This window comes from Erwinia sp. B116, from assembly GCF_002865965.1.
Lineage (GTDB): Bacteria > Pseudomonadota > Gammaproteobacteria > Enterobacterales > Enterobacteriaceae > Erwinia.
Map to the genome: position 1 here is coordinate 139,027 of NZ_JRZZ01000006.1, position 21,889 is coordinate 160,915.

General features: G+C 59.0%; 17 protein-coding genes and 1 pseudogene. 5 read left to right on the plus strand and 13 right to left on the minus strand.

Going from position 1 to position 21,889, the window contains the following annotated elements; genetic code table 11:
• Positions 1-130: pseudogene (locus NV64_RS23935) on the minus strand (tRNA uridine 5-oxyacetic acid(34) methyltransferase CmoM); the annotation flags it as partial.
• A 127-nt stretch (positions 131-257) separates the two neighbouring features.
• Here NV64_RS23935 and elyC point away from each other — a divergent pair.
• Positions 258-1,043, plus strand: coding sequence for an envelope biogenesis factor ElyC (elyC, locus tag NV64_RS07015; RefSeq protein ID WP_056236876.1), 786 nt, complete (start codon positions 258-260; stop codon positions 1,041-1,043).
• A 56-nt stretch (positions 1,044-1,099) separates the two neighbouring features.
• Here elyC and NV64_RS07020 read toward each other — a convergent pair whose 3' ends face one another.
• The 11 genes from NV64_RS07020 to serC all read right to left on the minus strand — a co-directional run bounded on the left by NV64_RS07020 (position 1,100) and on the right by serC (position 13,906).
• Positions 1,100-1,993 (minus strand): phosphotransferase, encoded by an 894-nt coding sequence (locus tag NV64_RS07020; RefSeq protein ID WP_056236878.1) that lies wholly within the window; start codon positions 1,991-1,993, stop codon positions 1,100-1,102.
• A 57-nt stretch (positions 1,994-2,050) separates the two neighbouring features.
• A complete protein-coding gene (kdsB, locus tag NV64_RS07025; RefSeq protein WP_056236880.1) occupies positions 2,051-2,797 on the minus strand; it encodes a 3-deoxy-manno-octulosonate cytidylyltransferase in 747 nt (248 codons plus the stop codon).
• Positions 2,794-2,976: a Trm112 family protein gene (locus tag NV64_RS07030; protein WP_056236882.1), complete on the minus strand. Its 183-nt coding sequence runs from the start codon at positions 2,974-2,976 to the stop codon at positions 2,794-2,796. The genes kdsB and NV64_RS07030 overlap by 4 nt, the downstream gene beginning before the upstream one ends.
• 93 nt (positions 2,977-3,069) lie before the next feature.
• The gene (gene lpxK, locus NV64_RS07035; RefSeq protein ID WP_056236883.1) at positions 3,070-4,053 is read right to left on the minus strand and encodes a tetraacyldisaccharide 4'-kinase; all 984 of its coding nucleotides are present in this window, start codon (positions 4,051-4,053) and stop codon (positions 3,070-3,072) included.
• Entirely contained in the window at positions 4,050-5,798 is a 1,749-nt protein-coding gene (gene msbA, locus NV64_RS07040; RefSeq protein WP_056236885.1) for a lipid A ABC transporter ATP-binding protein/permease MsbA, read from the minus strand. The genes lpxK and msbA overlap by 4 nt, the downstream gene beginning before the upstream one ends.
• A gap of 43 nt (positions 5,799-5,841) precedes the next feature.
• On the minus strand, positions 5,842-8,094 hold the full coding sequence (locus NV64_RS07045) for a ComEC family protein (protein WP_056236887.1): 2,253 nt from the start codon (positions 8,092-8,094) through the stop codon (positions 5,842-5,844).
• A gap of 267 nt (positions 8,095-8,361) precedes the next feature.
• Complete coding sequence (gene ihfB, locus NV64_RS07050) at positions 8,362-8,649, minus strand: integration host factor subunit beta (RefSeq protein ID WP_056236889.1); 288 nt, start codon at positions 8,647-8,649, stop codon at positions 8,362-8,364.
• 80 nt (positions 8,650-8,729) lie between these two features.
• Positions 8,730-10,403, minus strand: a complete 1,674-nt coding sequence (gene rpsA / locus NV64_RS07055) for a 30S ribosomal protein S1 (protein ID WP_056236891.1) — start codon at positions 10,401-10,403, stop codon at positions 8,730-8,732.
• A 150-nt stretch (positions 10,404-10,553) separates the two neighbouring features.
• Entirely contained in the window at positions 10,554-11,237 is a 684-nt protein-coding gene (cmk, locus tag NV64_RS07060) for a (d)CMP kinase (RefSeq protein WP_101505607.1), read from the minus strand.
• A 207-nt stretch (positions 11,238-11,444) separates the two neighbouring features.
• Positions 11,445-12,728, minus strand: coding sequence for a 3-phosphoshikimate 1-carboxyvinyltransferase (gene aroA, locus NV64_RS07065; protein ID WP_101505615.1), 1,284 nt, complete (start codon positions 12,726-12,728; stop codon positions 11,445-11,447).
• 92 nt (positions 12,729-12,820) lie between these two features.
• Entirely contained in the window at positions 12,821-13,906 is a 1,086-nt protein-coding gene (gene serC / locus NV64_RS07070) for a 3-phosphoserine/phosphohydroxythreonine transaminase (protein WP_056236896.1), read from the minus strand.
• Positions 13,907-14,214: 308 nt separating this feature from the next.
• On the opposite strand from serC, the gene ycaO reads away from it, so the two are divergent.
• The 4 genes from ycaO to pflA all read left to right on the plus strand — a co-directional run bounded on the left by ycaO (position 14,215) and on the right by pflA (position 20,414).
• Positions 14,215-15,972, plus strand: coding sequence for a 30S ribosomal protein S12 methylthiotransferase accessory factor YcaO (ycaO, locus tag NV64_RS07075; protein WP_056237175.1), 1,758 nt, complete (start codon positions 14,215-14,217; stop codon positions 15,970-15,972).
• Between the two features lie 345 nt (positions 15,973-16,317).
• Positions 16,318-17,187, plus strand: coding sequence for a formate transporter FocA (gene focA, locus NV64_RS07080; protein WP_056236897.1), 870 nt, complete (start codon positions 16,318-16,320; stop codon positions 17,185-17,187).
• Positions 17,188-17,255: 68 nt separating this feature from the next.
• Entirely contained in the window at positions 17,256-19,538 is a 2,283-nt protein-coding gene (pflB, locus tag NV64_RS07085) for a formate C-acetyltransferase (RefSeq protein WP_056236899.1), read from the plus strand.
• A 135-nt stretch (positions 19,539-19,673) separates the two neighbouring features.
• Positions 19,674-20,414 (plus strand): pyruvate formate lyase 1-activating protein, encoded by a 741-nt coding sequence (gene pflA, locus NV64_RS07090; RefSeq protein WP_056236901.1) that lies wholly within the window; start codon positions 19,674-19,676, stop codon positions 20,412-20,414.
• A gap of 165 nt (positions 20,415-20,579) precedes the next feature.
• Here the strand turns inward: pflA and NV64_RS07095 are convergent, their stop codons facing one another.
• A complete protein-coding gene (locus tag NV64_RS07095; RefSeq protein WP_056236902.1) occupies positions 20,580-21,731 on the minus strand; it encodes an MFS transporter in 1,152 nt (383 codons plus the stop codon).
• Positions 21,732-21,889 lie beyond the last annotated feature (158 nt).

Genomic DNA, 21,889 nt, shown 5'->3' on the forward strand with positions numbered 1-21,889 from the left:
CCGCAGGCAGCGTGGTCAGCAGCGCGTCCAGCTCCTGCCAGAGGATCGCCTGACGAATGCGGCCTTTGGTGGTGCCGTAAATGTTTTGCGAGAATTTTTCCGCGATGTCATCAAAGTTGCGATCCTGCATACCCGCTCCGGCGTCGCGTTAAAAGTAAAGTCACCGGGTATTTTGTCATACACTGGCAGATAATGAAGCTTTCCCGTATCACTTCGCCGCCGGATGGCGTTTTTTCGGACAAAAGGAGTCTGTTTCCATGCTTTTCACGCTGAAAAAGGCGATCGGCGGCCTGCTGATGCCTCTGCCCGCGCTGCTGCTGCTGATCGCGGTAGGGATTTTGCTGCTCTGGTTCAGCCGCTGGCAGAAAACCGGCAAAGTGGTTATTTCACTCGGCTGGGGAGTCCTGCTGCTTTTCAGCCTGCAGCCGGTGGCCGATCGGCTACTGCTGAGCACCGAGGCGGGCTGGCCAACGTGGCAGGGGCAGCACAAGGTTGAGTACGTGGTGGTACTGGGCGGCGGCTACACATGGAACCCTGACTGGGCCCCCAGCTCGAATATGCTGAATAACAGCCTGCCGCGACTGGCCGAGGGCATCCGCATCTGGCGGATGAACCCGGGATCGCGGCTGATCGTTACCGGTGGCGCGGCAACCGGCAACGCGGTCAGCTCGGCGGAAGTGACCTCAAAGGTGGCACAGTCGCTCGGTGTGCCACAGGAGGCGATCATTGCCCTGACCCGGCCGCGGGATACCGAGCAGGAAGCGCGTGAAGTGGCCCGACTTATCGGCCAACGGCCGTTCGCGCTGGTCACCTCTGCCAGCCACCTGTCGCGGGCGATGATCTTTTTTGAACGTGAAGGCCTGCATCCCTTGCCGGCTCCGGCCAACCAGATGGCGGTAACCTCACCGCTTAACCTGTGGGAAAAGATACTGCCGGCGGCGTTCTGGCTCGGGCACAGTGAGCGTGCCGTCTATGAAGGGCTGGGCAGGATCTGGCAGGCGGTAAAACCGCACAGTTCGGCAGATGAGCCAGGGCAACAGTGACTATGTCGCCAGTTCATCAGCTCAGCCAGGGCAGCAGTGACTCTGCTACCAGTTTATCAGCTCAGCCACGGCAGCAGTGACTCTGCGGCCAGCCGGAAACGCTGGCGGTTAAACTGTCCGTGGTTCTGCCAGCGTGCAATCTCTTCCCACAGCAGATAGAGCCAGCGTCGGGCAACAAAGCCCTCGGCCAGCGGCGCGTACTGGTAGTAGTCGTTCAGCAGCGCGTCTCCGCTGGCGAAGCCGCAGAACGGGTAGAGATCAAACTCGCGCGGCGCCCACTGCAGCGGCCCCGGATTGACCATCGCCAGCAGCCGGTCGTGGCCCGGATTTTTCAGAATGTTGTCGGGCGACAGATTGCCATGGATCAGCACGCAGGGATCGTTGAAATCACCGAACAGTGTGGCAAAACGGTCGCGGCTGCGATACAGGATCCGCCGGTCGTCCATGCAGAGGAATGCCGGACATCGCATGGTGATCATCGCCCACAGCACCTCAATACGCTGACGATACCATGCCGGCCAGCCGTTCTTCTGCTGGCTGTCTACCGTGCCCACCAGCCCGCCGCTGTCAATCTGATGCCAGGCCAGCAGGCCGCTAACGATCTGCCTGCGCAGCTGCTGCTCACGCTTTGCCGTCCGCGCGGGCACCGCGATCGAAACGCCGCCCAGCCGCTCCAGCAGCAGCACCTCGTGCAACGGCGGCTGCTCGCTGCTGACGACCCCGAACACCAGCGGCACGCGCACCTTGCCCTGTTTCGCCAACAGCGACAGCTTTTGTGCTTCCTGCGCGGCGGCGTCTTTCAGGGTAAAGTATTTAGCCACCATCGGCAGCGAATCGCCCTCATCATCGTAGAGCGTATACAGACTGGCGTCGGGCTGGCGGCTGATGCACTCAACCCGACTCACCGGTTCGCCAAGAACCAGCGCTAATTCCGTTCTGAGGTGTTCCAAACGCCCCTCCTGACCGGCAGGGAAATACGGGGCGACTATCGCCGCCCCGAAAGGGGGTTAACGCATCGCTTCGCGCACCCGCAGCAGATCTTCCGGCGTGTCTACGCCAACGCTGGGGATCGCTTTGGCGACGTCAACGTGAATTTTCTCGCCGTACCACAGCACGCGCAGTTGCTCCAGTAGCTCGATCTGCTCCAGCGGGCTGGCTTCCCAGCTGACGTAGCGGCGGATAAAGCCGGCGCGATAGGCATAAATGCCAATATGGCGCAGGAAGCTATCGCCAACGGTCTCTCTCGAGACGCTGAACCGTTCGCGGTCCCACGGGATAGTGGCGCGGGAGAAGTAGAGCGCGTAGCCGTTGGCATCACGCACCACCTTCACCGCATTAGGATTGAATGCCTCTTCCGCAGAGGTAATCGGCACCGCCAGCGTGGCCATGCCGGCGCTGCTCTGCGCCAGATTTTCAGCCACCTGACGGACGATCACCGGCGGGATCATCGGCTCATCGCCCTGCACGTTAACGATCACCGTGTCATCGGCGAACTGATAGCGATCGATAACTTCTGCCAGCCGCTCCGTACCCGAATGGTGGTCGGCACGGGTCATACACACTTCGCCACCCGCCGCTTCCACCGCCCGCGCCACGTCCTGATTGTCGGTGGCCACGATCACCCGATCGGCGCCGGACTCCAGCGCCCGCTCCATCACGTGCACCACCATCGGCTTACCGTGAATATCAACCAGCGGTTTACCCGGCAGGCGCGTGGAGGCATAGCGCGCTGGAATAATCGCGACGAAACTCATACCGGATGCTCTTCTGACGTCAGCGTACGGGCTTCCACTTCCAGCAGCACCGGAATACCGTCGCGCACCGGGAAGGCCAGGCCGTCAGCCTTGCAGATCAGCTCCTGCTGCTCTTTGTTAAAACTGAGCTTTCCGTGGCACACCGGGCAAGCAACGATTTCAAGTAAACGATGATCCATAAATCCTCCTGAACGGGTCGGTCTCATCAGGCAACCTCTGTCGCTGACGGGCCTGCCCGTGGTTGCCAGCAGTCTGGCAGATGATGATAAAAATCAGGCGCCGGCGGGTTCGGCCAGGGCCGAGATCGTGGCCAGCAGCGGTCCGGCATCGGCAATCTCTGCGTCCACCGGCAGATACCACCAGTTTTGCCGGGCAAACGCCCGCGCTTTAACCGCATCTTTTTCGGTCATCAGCAGCGTCTCGCCCGCCGGAGTCAGCGCCTGCAGCGCCTCCGCGCTGTAGGCCTGATGGTCGGCAAACGCCACCTCGCGCAGCGGCGTCACACCCTGCTGACGCAGGGTAGTAAAGAAGCGAGGCGGATGGCCTATCCCGGCCATTGCCACCACCGACGGCAGTGACGCCAGCGGCCGCGACTCGCCGGAAAGCAGGTTCACCGCCGCCGCCGGCCGCAGCCGCATGGCTAATTCACCGGCGTGCGGCGTGCCACCGTTGCAGATCACTGCGGTAACGCCCTTCAGGCGCGCCTGGCGTTCACGCATCGGCCCGGCGGGCAGCCACCAGCCGTTGCCGAACCGGCGTTCACCGTCAACCACCACGATTTCACAGTCGCGGGCCAGCGCATAGTGCTGCAGGCCGTCGTCGGTGATGATGATATCCACCCCCTGGCCAGCCAGCAAGGCCTCCACCGCCTGCCGGCGGCGGGGAGCCACGGCCACCGCCGCCCCGGTGCGTTGATAGATCAGCACCGGCTCATCGCCGGCCTCTGCCGTTGTAGTGTGCGGGCCGAGCACCAGCGGATAGCTTGCGGCCTTGCCGCCATAGCCGCGCGACACCACGCCGACGCGCAGGCCACGCTGCTGAAGCACCTGCACCAGCCAGACAACCACCGGCGTTTTACCGTTACCACCGGCGGTCAGATTGCCGACCACCACCACCGGCACCGGAGCACGCCAGGCTTTGCGCCATCCCCAGCGGTAGCTGAGGCGGATCAGGTTGCTGACCAGGCCGTAGAGAAAACTCAGCGGCAGCAGCAGCAGAAAGAGCGGCGATTTACCGCTCCAGATGCGTTCAATCATTGACCAAACTGCATTTTGTGCAGCTGAGCATAGGCACCCTTCTCGGCCAGCAGATGCTCATGGCTGCCGCGCTCGACTATCTGGCCATCTTCCACCACCACGATCTCATCGGCTTTCTCGATGGTCGACAGGCGGTGAGCAATGACCAGCGAGGTGCGGTTTTTCTGCAGCTCGTCCAGCGCCGACTGGATTGCACGCTCGGATTCAGTATCCAGCGCGGAGGTCGCCTCATCGAGAATCAGGATCGGACAGTCGCGCAGTAACGCACGGGCGATGGCGATACGCTGGCGCTGGCCGCCTGAGAGCAGCACGCCGTTTTCACCAATTACCGTATCGAGACCGTTATCCATCTTCTTAATGAAGTCCATAGCGTGCGCCATGGTGGCCGCTTTCTCGATATCTTCGCGGCTGTACTGCTCATGGCGCGCATAGGCAATATTATTGGCGATGGTATCGTTAAACAGGTGCACGTTCTGTGACACCAGCGCCACCTGATTACGCAGCGATGCAAGGGTGTACTCGCGCAGATCGTGACCGTCCATCAGGATCTCGCCCTGCTGGATATCGTAAAAACGGGTCAGCAGGCTGGCCAGGGTCGATTTTCCGGAGCCGGAACGGCCAACCAGCGCCACCGTTTTGCCTTCCGGGATCGCCAGGTTGATACTCTTCAGCGCAGGGATATCACGGCCGGGATAGGTGAAGGTGACATTGCGGAATTCAATATCGCCTTTCGCACGTTCCACGGTGCGCTTGCCGTTATCCACTTCCTGCTCGCTGTCCAGAATTGAGAACAGGGTCTGGCAGGCAGCCATGCCGCGCTGGAACTGCGCATTGACGTTGGTCAGCGACTTCAGTGGGCGCATCAGCGCAACCATCGCTGAGAACACCACGGTAATGGTACCGGCAGACAGCGTCTCCATCACGCTCGGGACGCTGGCGGCGTAGAGAATAAACGCCAGCGCCAGCGAGGCGATCAGCTGAATGATGGGATCCGAGATGGAAGAAGCGGAAACCAGCTTCATGCCCTGCTGGCGCATGCGGTTACTGACGCGGTGGAAACGTTCGTTTTCGATCTCCTGACCGCCGAAAATCAGCACCTCTTTATGGCCTTTCAGCATCTGCTCGGCGCTGGTAGTCACCTGCCCCATGGTGTTCTGCATATTTTTGCTGATGTTACGGAAGCGTTTGGAAACCGAGCGGATGGCAAAGGAGACGATGGGAGCCAGCACGATCAGGATCAGCGACAGCTGCCAGCTGTTCCAGAACATCAGTACGAAAAGCGCGATAATCGAGGCACCTTCACGTACCACGGTCACTAACGCACTGGAAGAGGAGGAGGCAACCTGCTCAGTGTCATAGGTGATGCGCGACAGCAGCGTGCCGGTGGACTGTTGATCGAAGAACGCCACCGGCATACCCATCATATGGCCAAACAGGCGACGGCGCATGGTCATTACCACGTTTCCGGAAACCCAGGAGATGCAGTAGCTGGAGATATAACTGGTGATACCGCGAACCAGCATCAGGCCGATTACAGCCAGCGGCATCCAGACCAGTACGGAACTGTTAGCTTTACCAAAACCATCATCGAGTAAAGGTTTCAGCAGAGAGAGCATCAGCGTATCGCCTGCCGCATTGATAATCAGTGCGATTGCGGCGGCAATCAGCCCCGCCTTATAAGGCACAATCATCGGACTGAGGCGGCGGAAGGTCTGCCAGGTGGAAAGATCTTTATCCAGATGCATAGTTATCCAGCATTAGTTGAAATAGCCGCTCATTCTACCTGGATTAGCGGGTGACGCCAAACCACTGATGGTACCAACGGTTCATTAATTGTTCTCTTAACCCCAGAAGCTGCCAGTAATCTGTAAAAAATCGTGCGCTAAGCTGGCCGGAAAGCGCAGTATCTCGCCAGATGATCTGATTATCCGCATAGCGCCGAATAATCTGTCGCGCAGGCAGCCGCCAGGCGCTGTAACGTGCCGCCGAGGCAATGGCGGCGTCGGGATGGACCGCGCGCAGCAGCGGCGGCGTCGAAGACGTGCGGCTGCCGTGGTGCGGCACCTGCAGCAACGTGGCGGCCAGGCTGCCGCGCTGCCCGGCCACCAGCGCCCGTTCCGCCGGCGCTTCAATGTCGCCGGTCAGCAGAACCCGCCAGCGCCCGTCGCTGACCGTCACCACGCAGGAGCGGTTATTGCCCGTCAGCGCATAGCCGGGCGGCGGCCACAGCACCCTAAAATCGAGGCCCTGCCAGCGCCACGCCAGCCCGCGGTGGCAGGGCCGGTGCCCCGGCAGCCCCAGCGGGCTGCGCACGCTGGCACGGGGAAACGCAGCCTGCACGCTTGCCAGACCGCCGGTATGATCCAGGTGCTCATGGCTGATAATAATCTGGCTCACCGTCAGCCCCTGCCAGCGCAGCCAGGGCAGGATCTGGCTGCGTGCCGCATCCCCGCCAGGCCAGCGGTTGCCGACATCATACAGCGTCGCCTGGCCGTGACGGGAGATCGCTACCGCCAGGCCGTGCCCCACATCGAGCATATCCACCCGCCACTGCGGTTTTACGCTGGCGCTGGCCGCGGCCAATCCCAGCGTCAGGCTCAGCAGGCTGGCCGGTGAACTGCGCCACCAGCCAAAGCGCAGCGCCATCAGCAGCAGCCAGCAGCCAGGACTGTAGATGGCCTGAGCTGCATCCAGCGGCAGCCAGCCGTCGGGCAGTTGCCGTAAAGGCAGAAACACCGCGCTGAGTGAGCGGTCAGCCAGCCACCACAGCGACGTGCTCAGCCAGGGCAGCGGCAGCAGGATCAGCGCCAGCAGGATCAGCGGCACGGTCAGCAGCGAGACCAGCGGCACCGCCCACAGGTTCGCCAGCGGTGCACTGAGGCTGATGCCGTGAAACAGCAATACCTGCAACGGCATCAGCAGCAGCAGCATACCCAGTTGCAGATGCAGTAAGCGCAGCGGCAGCCAGCGTTTTCCGCGCTGAAAACGCCGCGGTAACGGAAAACTGTGATACCACAGCAGCAGCCCACCCACCGCCAGCGCCGAAAGCCACAGGCTGTCGGACAGCAGGCTCAACGGGTCAGACAGCAGAATCACCGCCAGGCACATCAGCCACACCTGCAGCGCGTGGCAGCTGACGCCGCTCAGACGCAGCCCGCTCCAGATCAGCAGCGCCAGCATCGCCCGTAACGCCGGGGGATTACCGCCGGAGAGCCAGCAGTAACCGAGCGCCAGCGCCAGGCTGGTGACCAGCGGCAGGCGGTAGCCAATCCGCCACGCCGGCAAAGCAAACTGAACAAGACGCGACAGCCACCAGCCCAGCCCCGCCGCCAGCGCAATATGCAGCCCGGATATCGCCATCAGATGGGCGGTACCGGTTTCCCGCAGCAGTCGGGTCAGATCGGCGCTGACCTCGGACCGTTCACCAAACGCCAGCGCGCCGAGGGTGCCCTGCCAGGGGAGATGCCCGTAGCGCTCTTTTGCCGCATGGATTATCGCATCCCGCCAGCCGCAGCGCGACTGCAGCACCTGCGCGTCAGTGACCCGGCCGCTCAGCGGCACGCCGTTGGCCAGCGCATAACGCTGCGCGTCAAACCCTCCTTCGTTCAGCCGGGCGTGTACCGGGCGCAGCTTTACCGTCAGCAGCCAGCGCTGACCGGCGCAGAGCGCGGTGCCGGTTTCCGGCAGGCTGAGCATCGCCGAGATCGGCGGAAACAGCAGCCGCCCCTGCTGCCTCAGCAAGCGCACGCGGGCTCGCTGCCCGTCAGGTTGCAGGTTTTCGATCTTCACCTCCACCTGCAGCGGCCGGCGGGTCAGCTGTTCAATCTGTTGCAGCGTGGTACGGCCGGCATTAACCGCCCAAACCGAAGCCAGCAACGCCAGCGCCAGCGGCAGCGCGCCCCTCCGGGGTAAGCCGGCCAACAGTAGTGCCAGACCCAGCGCCAGCAGGTCATAGCGGTAGCCAGGCAGCGAAGGGAGAAAGTTCAGCGGCAGGGTACCGGCAATAATGCAGCCGGCCAGACGGGTGACGGTTAAACGCATAGCTCCTCCCTGATGGCGTCAGGGCAGTGTGCACCAGCCGTCATCAGGGTGCTGCAGGCAGAGGGTGACTTTCAGAACAGACACGCAAATAATTGCTGGCTTTACAGCAAACCCGGCCAGCGGTGTGAAGCACTCTCCAGCGGCGTGGCGCTGCCCGCAGCGGGCTGACACAAACGACAGGCAAAAAAAAACGACACCGAAGTGTCGTTTTATTGGTAATTCGCTCTGTCTGGCCACCTTTACACTCGCGTGCAAAGGAACAGGACATCAGCCGCCGTAGATATTGGCGCGATCGCGCAGCTCTTTACCCGGCTTGAAGTGTGGAACGTATTTACCTTCCAACTCCACTTTGTCGCCCGTTTTCGGGTTACGGCCGGTACGAGGTGCACGATAGTGCAATGAGAAGCTGCCAAATCCCCGGATTTCGATGCGTTCGCCCTGTGACAACGTGGTTGCCATATGCTCCAGCATCTCTTTTACCGCATCCTCAACGACTTTCGCCGGAATATGAGAGTGCTGGCCAGCAAGTCTTTCAATCAGTTCTGACTTGGTCATAAAACCTCCGGTTAATCCGCTAGGAATAGTTCTGACAGATAACGACGGTACAGGGCAGCCTGAGCTGCCCTGAAGAACGATTACTCGCCTTTAGCTGCTTTGAAAGCTTCAGCCATTGCGTTAGAGAAGTTGCCTTCTTCCGGTTTGGTGTTAACCGTTGCAATTGCTTCTTTCTCGTCAGCCTGGTCTTTAGCACGAACAGACAGGCTTACAACGCGGTTTTTACGGTCAACGCCGGTGAACTTAGCTTCAACATCGTCGCCAACATTCAGAACCAGAGTTGCGTCTTCAACGCGGTCGATTGAAGCTTCAGAAGCGCGCAGGTAACCTTCAACGCCGTCTGCCAGTTCAACTGTAGCACCTTTAGCGTCAACTGCAGTCACTTTACCGTTAACAATGGCACCTTTCTTGTTCAGAGAGATGTAGTTGTTGAACGGATCTTCTGCCAGCTGCTTAACGCCCAGGGAGATACGCTCGCGCTCTGCGTCAACCTGCAGAACCACAGCAGCGATTTCGTCGCCTTTCTTGTATTCACGCACGGCTTCTTCGCCGGTCGCGTTCCAGGAGATGTCAGACAGGTGTACCAGGCCGTCGATGCCGCCGTCCAGGCCGATGAAGATACCGAAGTCAGTGATAGACTTGATTTTACCTTCAACGCGGTCGCCCTTGTTGTGGGTTTCTGCGAACAGCTGCCATGGGTTAGATTTGCACTGCTTCAGACCCAGGGAGATACGACGACGTTCTTCGTCGATGTCCAGAACCATAACTTCAACCACATCGCCCACGTTAACAACTTTAGATGGGTGGATGTTTTTGTTGGTCCAGTCCATTTCAGACACGTGTACCAGGCCTTCAACGCCTTCTTCGATTTCAACGAAGCAGCCGTAGTCGGTCAGGTTGGTCACGCGGCCGGTCAGGCGGGTGCCTTCCGGATAACGCTTAGCGATAGCGACCCAAGGATCTTCGCCCAGCTGCTTCAGACCCAGAGATACACGGGTACGCTCGCGGTCGAATTTCAGCACTTTCACGTTGATTTCGTCGCCAACATTGACGATTTCGCTTGGGTGCTTAACGCGCTTCCAGGCCATGTCAGTGATGTGCAGCAGGCCGTCAACGCCGCCCAGATCAACGAATGCACCGTAGTCAGTGAGGTTCTTAACGATACCTTTAACTTCCATGCCTTCCTGCAGGTTTTCCAGCAGCTGATCGCGCTCTGCGCTGTTCTCGGATTCGATAACCGCACGACGTGAAACCACCACGTTGTTGCGTTTCTGGTCCAGCTTGATCACTTTGAATTCAAGCTCTTTGCCTTCCAGGTGCAGCGTGTCGCGCACCGGACGAACATCAACCAGTGAACCTGGCAGGAACGCACGAATACCGTTCAGCTCAACTGTGAAGCCACCTTTGACTTTGCCGTTGATGATACCGGTAACAGTTTCAGCGTCTTCGTAAGCTTTTTCCAGCGTGATCCAAGCTTCGTGACGTTTAGCTTTCTCACGGGACAGCAGGGTTTCACCGAAGCCGTCTTCTACCGCATCCAGCGCAACGTCAACTTCGTCACCTACCTGGATTTCCAGCTCGCCGGCTGCGTTCTTGAACTGCTCTGCAGGAATTGCAGATTCAGATTTCAGACCCGCATCAACCAGAACTACGTCTTTGTCGATAGAGACAACAACGCCACGAACGATGGAACCCGGACGGGTTTCGATTGTTTTTAAGGATTCTTCAAATAGTTGAGCAAAAGATTCAGTCATATTGATAATCTTCAGGATTCTTCAATTTAACGTCCACCTGACGTCCTGACGGGTGGGGTTGTTTCACATGCCCGATGATGTCCATATCACAGGGTTAGATAAATTCTGAGAGCCAACGCTCATTTTAACGCCGGGTCAAAGACCCGAAAATCACGCCAGCGCGAGTTTTTCGCGCGCATATTTTAGCGCAATTTCGATGACCTGCTCAATAGACATTGTAGTCGAATCAAGCACTAAGGCATCGTTTGCCGGGACTAACGGGGCAATCGCACGATTGCGGTCACGATCGTCACGCTCTTTTATCTCGGATAAAAGGCGCTCAAAGTTAACACTAAAGCCCTTATCCTGCAACTGTAGCATACGGCGATGCGCACGCTCTTCGGCGCTGGCATCAAGGAAAATTTTCACCGGCGCATCGGGAAATACCACCGTGCCCATATCACGCCCGTCGGCAATCAGCCCCGGCAGTTCGCGGAAACCGCGCTGGCGGCGTAGCAGCGCCTCACGGACGCGGGGAAACGCGGCCACTTTAGAGGCGGTGTTGCTGACGTCCTGGGTGCGGATCTCATTCGACACGTCTTCCCCTTCGAGGATCACAGCCATCTCGCCGTCGGTGGCCACAAAGCGCACGTCCAGATGTGCCGCAATCGGGGCCAGCGCTTCTTCAGAAGTGATATCTACCTGATGGTGTAATGCAGCCAGCGCCAGTACCCGGTAGATTGCGCCGGAGTCCAACAGGTGCCACTGTAACGCTTCGGCCATCGCTTTACACAATGTCCCTTTCCCTGCGCCACTTGGGCCATCGATGGTGATCACTGGGGCTAATGCCGTCATCTCGTTCTCCTGTTGGTTGATTGCCTGCGGGCCGGTGCCGGACAAATATCGTGGCGTATTATACTCCGCTACATCGGCGATGGTTATACTTTTAACTGATGGCTACAGGAAATTAGTCTGTATATAGCAAGAAAGAGAGCGGTATGGCGAGGTGACAGAAAAAAAAGGAGCATTTTCCGCCGTACCTGAATACGGCGGAAGGTTCTCTTAGGCCAGTGTGCTAATCCGGGCTAACTGTTCAAAGTAGTCCGGGAACGTTTTAGCGGTGCATTTCGGGTCAAGGATGGTGACCGGCGTGGCGGAAAGCGCCACCAGCGAGAAGCACATCGCCATACGGTGGTCGTCATAGGTGGCAATCTCAGCGAACGCGATCGACGCCGGCGGCGTGATACGAATGTAGTCGTGCCCCTCTTCCACCTCGGCACCTACTTTGCGCAGTTCGGTGGCCATCGCCGCAAGGCGATCGGTCTCCTTCACGCGCCAGTTGTAGATGTTGCGCATCACCGTGGTGCCGGTGGCAAACAGCGCTGCGGTGGCAATGGTCATCGCCGCATCCGGGATATGGTTCATATCCAGATCGACGGCGTTGAGTTCACCGCGCGTACAGGCAATAAAGTCATCGCCCCACTCGATGCTGGCGCCCATTTTTTCCAGCACGTCGGCAAAGCGAATATCGCCCTGAATACTGTTACGGCCAATCCCGGTCACTTTCACCGTACCGCCTTTGATGGCCGCAGCCGCCAGGAAGTAGGAGGCCGACGATGCATCGCCTTCCACCAGATAGTCGCCGGGTGCCTGATAGTGCTGCTGCCCGCGAATGATGAAGGCGCTGTAGTTATCGTTCTCAACCTGCACGCCAAAGGCGGCCATCAGGTTCAGCGTAATATCGATATAGGGCTTAGAGACCAGCTCGCCCTTGATCGCGATGCGCGTATCGTTGGTGGCCAGCGGTGCCGTCATCAGCAGCGCGGTCAGGAACTGGCTGGAAACGCTGCCGTCCACGGTGACGTCGCCGCCGCTAAAGCCGCCCTTCAGGCGCAGCGGCGGGTAATCCGTCTGCTCCAGATAGTCAATCTGCGCGCCGCCCTGACGCAGGGCGTCAACCAGGTGGCCAATCGGCCGCTCTTTCATACGCGGTTCGCCGGTCAGCACAATATCATTGCCGCCGAGGCACAGCGCCGCCGCCAGCGGGCGCATCGCGGTACCGGCGTTACCGAGGAACAGCTCAAGCGCGCCGTCGGCCTGCAGCGCTCCGCCCTGACCGGTGACGTCACAGACGGTACGATCGTCAGACAACCGGTACTTAACGCCCAGCAGCTGCAGCGCGTTGAGCATGTGGCGCACGTCGTCGCTGTCCAGCAGGTTGGTCAGACGGGTGGTCCCCCTGGCCAGCGCAGCCAGCAGCAGAGCGCGGTTAGAAACGCTCTTGGAGCCGGGAAGATTAACGGTGCCGTTGACCAGCGCGATAGGTTGTAACGTCAGGGATTCCAGCATGTGAAACGTGTTCTCCAAAATAATTACGGTGAAACCCCGCAAGGCTGCGGGGTTTCAGGTTTACAGCGTAAGACCGTGCGGCGGGCACCTTAGCCGTGGCGACGCTCAAAGTCGATCATAAAATCGGTCAGCGTCTTCACGCCGGCCAGCGGCATCGCGTTGTAGATCGAAGCACGCATGCCGCCGACCACGCGGTGGCCCTTCAGCGCGTGCAGGCCCGCCGCCAGCGACTCATCGAGGAACAGGTTGTCCAGCCCGGCATCCGCCAGCTGGAACGGCACGTTCATCCGCGAACGGTTGGCATCGGCCACGTCGTTACGGTAGAAGTCGCTGTTATCAATGGTGCTGTACAGCAGGTCAGATTTAGCCTGATTGCGTTTATCAATCTCCGCAACGCCGCCCTGCTCTTTCAGCCACTTGAACACCAGGCCAGAGAGATACCAGGCATAGGTTGGTGGCGTGTTGAACATTGAGTCGTTGTCAGCCAGCACTTTGTAATCAAGGATTGAAGGCAGCTCTTTACGCGCGCGGCCCAGCAGATCCTCACGCACCACCACCAGCGTCAGGCCGGCCGGGCCAATATTCTTCTGCGCACCGGCGTACAGTACGCCATAGCGGCTGACATCCAGCGGGGTAGACAGAATGGTTGATGAGAGATCGGCAACCACCAGCTTGTCGCCGAAATCTGGCGTCTCGTGGATGGCGATGCCGTCAATGGTCTCATTCGGGCAGAAGTGAACGTAGGCGGCGTCGTCAGACAGCGCCCACTGGCTCATCGGGGTAATAGCGCGCTTACCGTCAACGGTGGTTTTGGCATCAATCACGTTCGGCGTGCAGTACTTCTGCGCCTCTTTCACCGCGCTGGAAGCCCAGTAGCCACCATCGATATAATCTGCGGTGGCGTGGTTACCCAGCAGATTCAACGGAATTGCCGCAAACTGTGCGCGCGCACCGCCGTGGCAGAACAGAACCTTGTAGTTGGAGGGGATCTTCAGCAGATCGCGAAAATCCTGTTCAGCCTCTTCGGCAACCCGGATGAACTCCTTGCTGCGGTGGCTGATCTCCATAACGGAGGTCCCTAACCCCTGCCAGTTGCAGAGTTCCTGTTCCGCGCGACGCAGCACTTCTACCGGCAGCATTGCCGGGCCGGAGCTAAAATTGAAAACCTGACTCATTTCCCCTCACCACTCTCTGACAATCGGTTTTGATTTCTCTATCGGTTTTATCATTGCCACCCGGTTGCTGCAACGATTTATCCGCCCGGCGATGCGGTTTACAATGCTGTGCCGCAACAGGTTGTAGGGCAAATGAAACACAACACGATATTTTGTGAGGCGTTTTCCGAATCAGGAATCAGACCTGTTACGCGGGGTGGCAAAAAGGGCATTCTGCAGCAGATGAAATTTGGGTGCCCGGATAGCGATTGTCATGGAAAACCCGTATCATTGCGCGCTTTACGCACAACACAAAACAAGTGGGCTACATGACTCAAACTTACATTCCGGGCAAAGACGCCGCGCTGGAAGACTCCATCGCACGCTTTCAGCAAAAACTGCAGGATCTGGGCTTCAATATCGAAGAAGCCTCCTGGCTGAATCCGGTCCCTAACGTCTGGTCAGTGCATATTCGCGACCGCGACTGCCCACTCTGTTTTACCAATGGTAAAGGCGCCAGCAAAAAGGCCGCGCTGGCGTCCGCGCTGGGCGAATATTTTGAACGCCTGTCGACCAACTACTTCTTTGCCGACTTCTGGTTAGGTAATCAAATCGCCGGCGGCGACTTCGTCCATTACCCTAACGAGAAGTGGTTCCCGCTGCCGGAAGATGACCGGCTGCCGGAAGGTATCCTTGATGCACGCCTGCGTAAATTCTACGATCCGGAAAACGAACTGAGCGCCAGCGATCTGATCGACCTGCAGTCCGGTAACGCCACCCGTGGCATCTGCGGCCTGCCGTTCAGCCGTCAGTCCGACCAGCAGACCGTCTATATTCCGATGAACATCGTCGGCAACCTGTACGTTTCTAACGGCATGTCTGCCGGGAACACCCGCAACGAAGCGCGCGTACAGGGTCTGTCCGAGGTGTTCGAACGCCATATCAAGAACAAGATCATTGCCGAGTCGATCAGCCTGCCGCTGATCCCGCAGGAGGTGCTGAACCGCTATCCGGGCGTGGTGGAAGCCATCAACACCCTCGAAGCGGAAGGATTCCCGATCTTCTCTTACGACGCCTCGCTGGGCGGCAACTACCCGGTGATCTGCGTGGTGCTGTTCAACCCGGCTAACGGCACCTGCTTCGCCTCCTTCGGCGCGCACCCGGACTTTGGCGTGGCGCTGGAGCGTACCGTCACCGAACTGCTGCAGGGCCGTGGCCTGAAGGATCTGGACGTGTTTACCCCGCCAACCTTCGACGACGAAGAAGTGGCCGAGCACGCTAACCTGGAAACCCACTTTATCGACTCAAGCGGCCTGATCTCCTGGGATATGTTCAAGGACGATGCGGACTATGAGTTCGCTGACTGGAGCTTCAAAGGTACCACCGAAGAAGAGTTCGCTACCCTGATGGCGATCTTTACGGCGGAAGACCAGGAAGTCTACATTGCCGACTACGAACATCTTGACGTGTACGCCTGCCGCATCATCGTGCCGGGTATGTCAGACATCTACCCTGCCGAAGACCTGCTGCTGGCCAATAACAGCATGGGCGCGTACCTGCGTGACACCCTGCTGAGCCTGCCGGCCAGCGAGTGGGAAAAAGAAGAGTACCTGGCGCTGCTGGAGCAGCTGGACGAAGACGGCCACGACGACTTCACCCGCGTGCGCGAGCTGCTGGGCCTGGCGACCGGTAAGGATAACGGCTGGTACACCCTGCGCATCGGCGAGCTGAAGGCGATGCTGGCGCTGGCCGCCGGCGACCTGGAACAGGCGCTGATCTGGACCGAGTGGACGATGGAGTTCAACCAGTCGATCTTCTCTGCCGAGCGTGCCAACTACTACCGCTGCCTGCAGACCCTGCTGCTGCTCAGCCAGGAAGAAGGACGTGACCCGCTGCAGTACCATACGGCATTCGTGCGTATGTACGGCCAGGACGCCGTGGACGCGGCCTCTGCCGCAATCAGCGGTGAAGCACCGTTCTACGGCCTGCAGAGCGTGGACAGCGACCTGCAGGCTTTCCCGGCGCACCAGTCGCTGCTGGCAGCCTATGAAAAGTTACAGGCCGCTAAACGCCGTTTCTGGAAATAAGCACGCTAAGCGCACCCGACTGCGCGGTTCGCCTTAACCGGTCACCGTGTTAAAGCGGTAAATAACAGGTAACAGCTTTGTGTTGTTACCTGTTTTTTTTTACCTTCAGGCTTTATTGCCCACTTGTCATTAACATTTACGACGTTGTACCACACCGGCAAACACAATTTATTTTGATATATTAAAAAATATTTATTTCATATAAATCATACATATATTCGCTTTTCAGCGTTACCTGAATCGTAATTAATCCATTCACAATCCCGAGATATGATCCAAATCAAGTCTGTAAAAGGAGGGGCTTGTTACAATTTTCTCGCTGACACTTTTTAGGAGTATGTGAGTGTGAAAACGGTCACTCCTTTTGAACTATTATTACCTGCTGAGATGGCGAAAGTTGCCGAAGATGCAGGGGTATATAAAGCCACCAAAGCGCCTTTCACCACGTTCTTCCTCGCCATCACCGCGGGCGTTTTTATCTCCATCGCCTTTGCGTTTTACATCACCGCCACCACCGGCAGCGGCGCGCTGCCCTGGGGCATGGCCAAACTGGTCGGCGGCGTCTGCTTCTCGCTGGGGCTGATGCTGGTGGTGGTCTGCGGTGCTGACCTGTTCACCTCTACCGTGCTGATCGTGGTGGCGAAAGCCAGCGGTCGCATCAGCTGGGGGCAGCTGGCCCGCAACTGGCTGACCGTTTACATCGGTAACTTCGTCGGCGCGATTTTCTTTGTGGCGCTGATCTGGCTGGCCGGCCAGCATATGGCGGCCAGCGGTGCCTGGGGGCTGAACGTGCTGCAGACCGCCGACCACAAAATGCACCACACGTTTATTGAAGCCACCAGCCTCGGCATTCTTGCCAACCTGATGGTCTGTATGGCGGTGTGGATGAGCTACTCCGGGCGTACCCTGCTGGACAAAATGTTCGCCATGGTGCTGCCGGTAGCGATGTTTGTCGCCAGCGGTTTTGAGCACAGCATCGCAAATATGTTCCTGATCCCGCTGGCCATCGTCATCCGCGACTTCGCGTCGCCGGAGTTCTGGCAGGCCACCGGCGCCACGGCCGCACAGTTTTCTCATCTTTCCGTTAGCGACTTTATTAGCGACAACCTGATCCCCGTGACGCTGGGCAACATCATCGGCGGCGGTTTGCTGGTCGGGCTGACCTACTGGGTCATTTACTTACGCGACGACCGCAGCCACAGCGGCCACGACTGAACGGGCGGACGCCGGGCGTTGTTCCCGGCCCCCACCACCGAATTTCACGAAAATAAGGCAGGTATCAGATGACCGATCGTAATCAAACACTGGCAAACGCCTGGGAAAGTTTCGCTGCAGGTGAATGGCAGAACAGCATCAACGTCCGCGACTTCATTCAGAAAAACTACACCCCGTATGAAGGCGACGAGGCTTTCCTTACCGGTGCCACTGCCGCGACCACCGCGCTGTGGGACAAAGTGATGGAAGGGATCAAGCAGGAAAACCGCACCCATGCGCCGGTGGACTTTGATACCGACCTCGCGTCCAGCATCACCTCACACGACGCCGGCTACATCAATAAAGGGCTGGAAAAAATCGTCGGCCTGCAGACCGAAGCACCGCTGAAACGCGCAATTATTCCGTTCGGCGGCATCAAAATGGTCGAGGGTTCCTGTAAGGTTTACGGTCGCGAGCTGGACCCGGCGCTGAAAAAAATCTTCACCGACTACCGCAAAACCCACAACCAGGGCGTGTTCGACGTCTATACCCCGGACATCCTGCGCTGCCGTAAGTCCGGCGTGTTAACCGGCCTGCCGGATGCCTATGGCCGTGGCCGCATCATCGGCGACTATCGCCGCGTGGCGCTGTACGGTATCGACCTGCTGATGAAAGACAAGTTTGCCCAGTTCACCTCACTGCAGGCGGATATGGAAAACGGCGTTAACCTGGAAGCAACCATCCGCCTGCGGGAAGAGATTGCTGACCAGCACCACGCGCTGCAGCAGATCAAAGAGATGGCCGCCAAATATGGCTGCGATATCTCCGGCCCGGCCACCAGCGCGGCAGAAGCCGTCCAGTGGACCTACTTCGGCTATCTGGCCGCGGTGAAATCACAAAACGGCGCGGCGATGTCCTTCGGCCGTGTCTCCACCTTCCTCGATATCTATTTCGAGCGCGACCTGAAGGCCGGTAAAATCACCGAGTCCGATGCGCAGGAGCTGATCGACCATCTGGTAATGAAGCTGCGTATGGTGCGCTTCCTGCGTACGCCGGAGTACGATGAACTGTTCTCAGGCGACCCGATCTGGGCCACCGAATCGCTGGGTGGTATGGGCGTGGATGGCCGTACGCTGGTAACCAAAAACACCTTCCGCTTCCTCAACACGCTGTACACCATGGGGCCGTCACCGGAGCCAAACATGACCATTCTGTGGTCAGAACAGCTGCCGTCAGACTTCAAAAAATATGCGGCGAAGGTCTCAATTGATACTTCATCGCTGCAGTACGAAAATGACGACCTGATGCGCCCGGACTTCGATAACGACGACTACGCCATCGCCTGCTGCGTCAGCCCGATGATCGTCGGCAAACAGATGCAGTTCTTCGGCGCCCGCGCCAACCTGGCAAAAACCATGCTGTACGCCATCAACGGCGGCATGGATGAGAAGCTGAAAATGCAGGTCGGCCCGAAAGAAGCGCCGATGACCGATGCGGTGCTGGACTACGATAAAGTCATGGGCCGCCTGGATCACTTTATGGACTGGCTGGCAAAACAGTACGTCACCGCGCTGAACGTCATCCACTACATGCACGACAAGTACAGCTATGAAGCTTCGCTGATGGCGCTGCATGACCGTGACGTCTATCGCACCATGGCCTGCGGTATCGCCGGACTGTCGGTGGCCGCCGACTCCCTCTCCGCGATTAAGTATGCCAGAGTGTCGCCGGTACGTGATGAAGATGGTCTGGCCATCGACTTCAACATTGAGGGTGAGTACCCGCAGTTTGGTAACAACGACGCACGGGTGGACGATATCGCCTGCGACCTGGTCGAGCGCTTTATGAAGAAAATTCAGCAGCTGCAGACCTACCGCAACGCGGTGCCGACCCAGTCGGTGCTGACCATCACCTCCAACGTGGTGTACGGCAAAAAAACCGGTAATACCCCGGACGGACGCCGGGCAGGCGCGCCGTTCGGACCGGGTGCTAACCCGATGCACGGCCGCGATCAGAAAGGTGCGGTGGCCTCGCTGACCTCAGTGGCGAAACTGCCGTTTGCCTATGCGAAGGATGGTATCTCTTACACCTTCTCAATCGTACCGAATGCGTTGGGTAAAAACGACGACGTGCGCAAAGCGAACCTCGCCGGGCTGATGGATGGTTACTTCCACCATGAAGCCGGTCTGGAAGGCGGCCAGCACCTCAACGTCAACGTGATGAACCGCGAGATGCTGCTGGAAGCGATGAACGATCCGGAAAAATATCCGCAGCTGACCATCCGCGTCTCCGGCTACGCGGTGCGCTTTAACTCGCTGACCAAAGAGCAGCAGCAGGATGTGATTACCCGTACCTTTACCCAGAGCCTGTAAGCTTTGCCGCCGGCCCCACCGGGGCCGGTTTTTTACCAGCCTTTTTTGCCCGCCCTCTGCCATAGCGCAGGCGGCGCGCAAAACAGACTTAACGTAGCGCGGCGACAGACCGCGCCAACCAGGAGAACCCATCGCATGTCACTCACCGGTCGTATTCACTCTTTTGAATCCTGTGGCACCGTAGACGGGCCCGGCATCCGCTTTATCACCTTCTTCCAGGGCTGCCTGATGCGCTGCCTCTACTGCCACAACCGCGACACCTGGGACACCCACGGCGGCAGCGAAATCACCGTTGAGGCGCTGATGCAGGATGTGGTCTCCTATCGTCACTACATGAACGCCTCTGGCGGCGGTGTCACCGCTTCGGGTGGCGAAGCGATCCTGCAGGCGGAGTTTGTGCGTGACTGGTTCCGCGCCTGCAAGGCCGAAGGGATCCACACCTGTCTCGACACCAACGGCTTTGTGCGCCGCTATGACCCGGTAATCGATGAACTGCTCGACGTTACCGACCTGGTGATGCTCGATCTGAAACAGATCAACGATGATGTACACCAGGTGCTGGTTGGCGTGCCCAACCACCGCACGCTCGACTTTGCCCGTTATCTGGCCAAGCGCAATATCCGCACCTGGATCCGCTACGTGGTGGTGCCGGGCTACACGGATGACGACGACTCCGCCCACCGGCTGGGTGCCTTTACCCGCGATATGGGCAACGTAGAGAAGATCGAGCTGCTGCCCTATCACGAACTGGGCAAACATAAATGGGAGGCGATGGGCGAGGAGTACCAGCTGGACGGCGTACATCCACCGAAAAAAGAGACCATGGAACGCGTTAAAAGCATTCTGGAAGGCTACGGTCACCAGGTGATGTACTGAACCCTGAGCCGGCGATATGCCATGCGGATGGCAGAAGCGAGCCGGATATGGGCGATCGCCGGTAAACCATCAGCAGAGTTACCGGCACAGAGTCTGAACAGGGCGCGGCGCTGGCCGCCCCTGACCGACGCGGGAGAGGCTGCCATAAGGGCGGCCTCTGTTCGATCAGGCGTGGGCCACCGGCGTGGCGTGGTGATCGGCCTTGCGCAGCAGCATCAGCAGATAGACCAGCGCGACGCCGGCAATCATCACAAACAGCAGGCGGTCAGAGTAGTGCTGCATCAGCATTGAGGTCATGGTCGGGCCCGCCAGGCTGCCGACGGTATAGCTGAGCAGCAGCGCCTGGTTCATCGCCACCAGCTCGTGCTGGGGGACTTTTTCACAGGCCCAGGCCATCGCCACCGGGTAGAGCGTAAAGCCCGCCAGCCCCAGCACGAACAGCGCCGGTGCCATCGCGGTGCCGCCGAGCATCGCCATCGCGCCAAGGATAATGCCAAACACCTGTACCCGCAGCACCAGCAGGCGGCCATAGCGGTCTGCCAGGCGACCTACCGGCCACTGCCCAATAATGCCGGCGCTGACCAGCAGCGCCATCCAGTAACCGACGCTGGCGTCACCGATGCCCTGATGAGACAGGTACAGCGGCATCAGGCCATACAGCGACCCCAGCACGATGCCGGAGATAATGCAGCCATTGATGCCCAGCCGGGCGCTGCGCAGGCGCAGCATCGACAACATCCGCCCCGCCGGGGCCTCCTCCCCCGCCATCTGCGCCGTCACCCGGCAGAACACCAGCGGCAGGATAGCGGTGAGGATCAGCGTGGTGATCCACGGCAGCACCTGCAGCAGCGCGGTGGATCCGCCGCTGACCAGCAGTTGTCCGAGCACGGTGGCGATGTAATACACGATCATATAGGCCGCCAGCAGACGCCCGCGGTTGCGCACGGTGCCGTTCGACATCAGCGCGCTCTCCACCACCACCCAGATCAGCGCACAGCCGATACCGGCGATAAAGCGCCACAGGGTCCAGCTCCAGAAGCCGGTGCCCAGCCCGAGCATCACCGTGGCAACCGCAAAGATCAGCGACGCGAGGTAATAGCTGCGGTTGAAGCCGTAACGCTTAATCACCCAGCCGGCCACCAGCGTGCCGAGCAGATTTCCCGTGTAATAAGACGAACCCACCATGCCAATTTGCCAGGTCGGCAGCGCGTCGTGGCTCAGCCACAGGGGAACGAGGGTATTGAGCACGGCAATAGCAACCGTCAGCAGCAGCAGGCCGCTGAGCAGCACCACAACGGGACGCGACCAGATGGACATAGTAGTGAAAAACCAAAAAGGGGGTAGGATTTTGCGCGCATCATGCCACCGCGCCGGGGTTTGGAGAAGCACAAAAAACGTGGATTAGCACGATTTGTATATCAATGATTTAATTTACTTATTAACAGTTAGTAAGATAACGCAATTGGCGATTTTAC

Excerpts from the sequence above, each read along its gene's own strand:
- elyC (WP_056236876.1), top strand. The coding sequence starts at position 258 with ATGCTTTTCACGCTGAAAAAGGCGATCGGCGGCCTGCTGATGCCTCTG.
- kdsB (WP_056236880.1), bottom strand. The coding sequence starts at position 2,797 with ATGAGTTTCGTCGCGATTATTCCAGCGCGCTATGCCTCCACGCGCCTG.
- NV64_RS07030 (WP_056236882.1), bottom strand. The coding sequence starts at position 2,976 with ATGGATCATCGTTTACTTGAAATCGTTGCTTGCCCGGTGTGCCACGGA.
- lpxK (WP_056236883.1), bottom strand. The coding sequence starts at position 4,053 with ATGATTGAACGCATCTGGAGCGGTAAATCGCCGCTCTTTCTGCTGCTG.
- msbA (WP_056236885.1), bottom strand. The coding sequence starts at position 5,798 with ATGCATCTGGATAAAGATCTTTCCACCTGGCAGACCTTCCGCCGCCTC.
- NV64_RS07045 (WP_056236887.1), bottom strand. The coding sequence starts at position 8,094 with ATGCGTTTAACCGTCACCCGTCTGGCCGGCTGCATTATTGCCGGTACC.
- ihfB (WP_056236889.1), bottom strand. The coding sequence starts at position 8,649 with ATGACCAAGTCAGAACTGATTGAAAGACTTGCTGGCCAGCACTCTCAT.
- rpsA (WP_056236891.1), bottom strand. The coding sequence starts at position 10,403 with ATGACTGAATCTTTTGCTCAACTATTTGAAGAATCCTTAAAAACAATC.
- cmk (WP_101505607.1), bottom strand. The coding sequence starts at position 11,237 with ATGACGGCATTAGCCCCAGTGATCACCATCGATGGCCCAAGTGGCGCA.
- serC (WP_056236896.1), bottom strand. The coding sequence starts at position 13,906 with ATGAGTCAGGTTTTCAATTTTAGCTCCGGCCCGGCAATGCTGCCGGTA.
- ycaO (WP_056237175.1), top strand. The coding sequence starts at position 14,215 with ATGACTCAAACTTACATTCCGGGCAAAGACGCCGCGCTGGAAGACTCC.
- pflB (WP_056236899.1), top strand. The coding sequence starts at position 17,256 with ATGACCGATCGTAATCAAACACTGGCAAACGCCTGGGAAAGTTTCGCT.
- pflA (WP_056236901.1), top strand. The coding sequence starts at position 19,674 with ATGTCACTCACCGGTCGTATTCACTCTTTTGAATCCTGTGGCACCGTA.
- NV64_RS07095 (WP_056236902.1), bottom strand. The coding sequence starts at position 21,731 with ATGTCCATCTGGTCGCGTCCCGTTGTGGTGCTGCTCAGCGGCCTGCTG.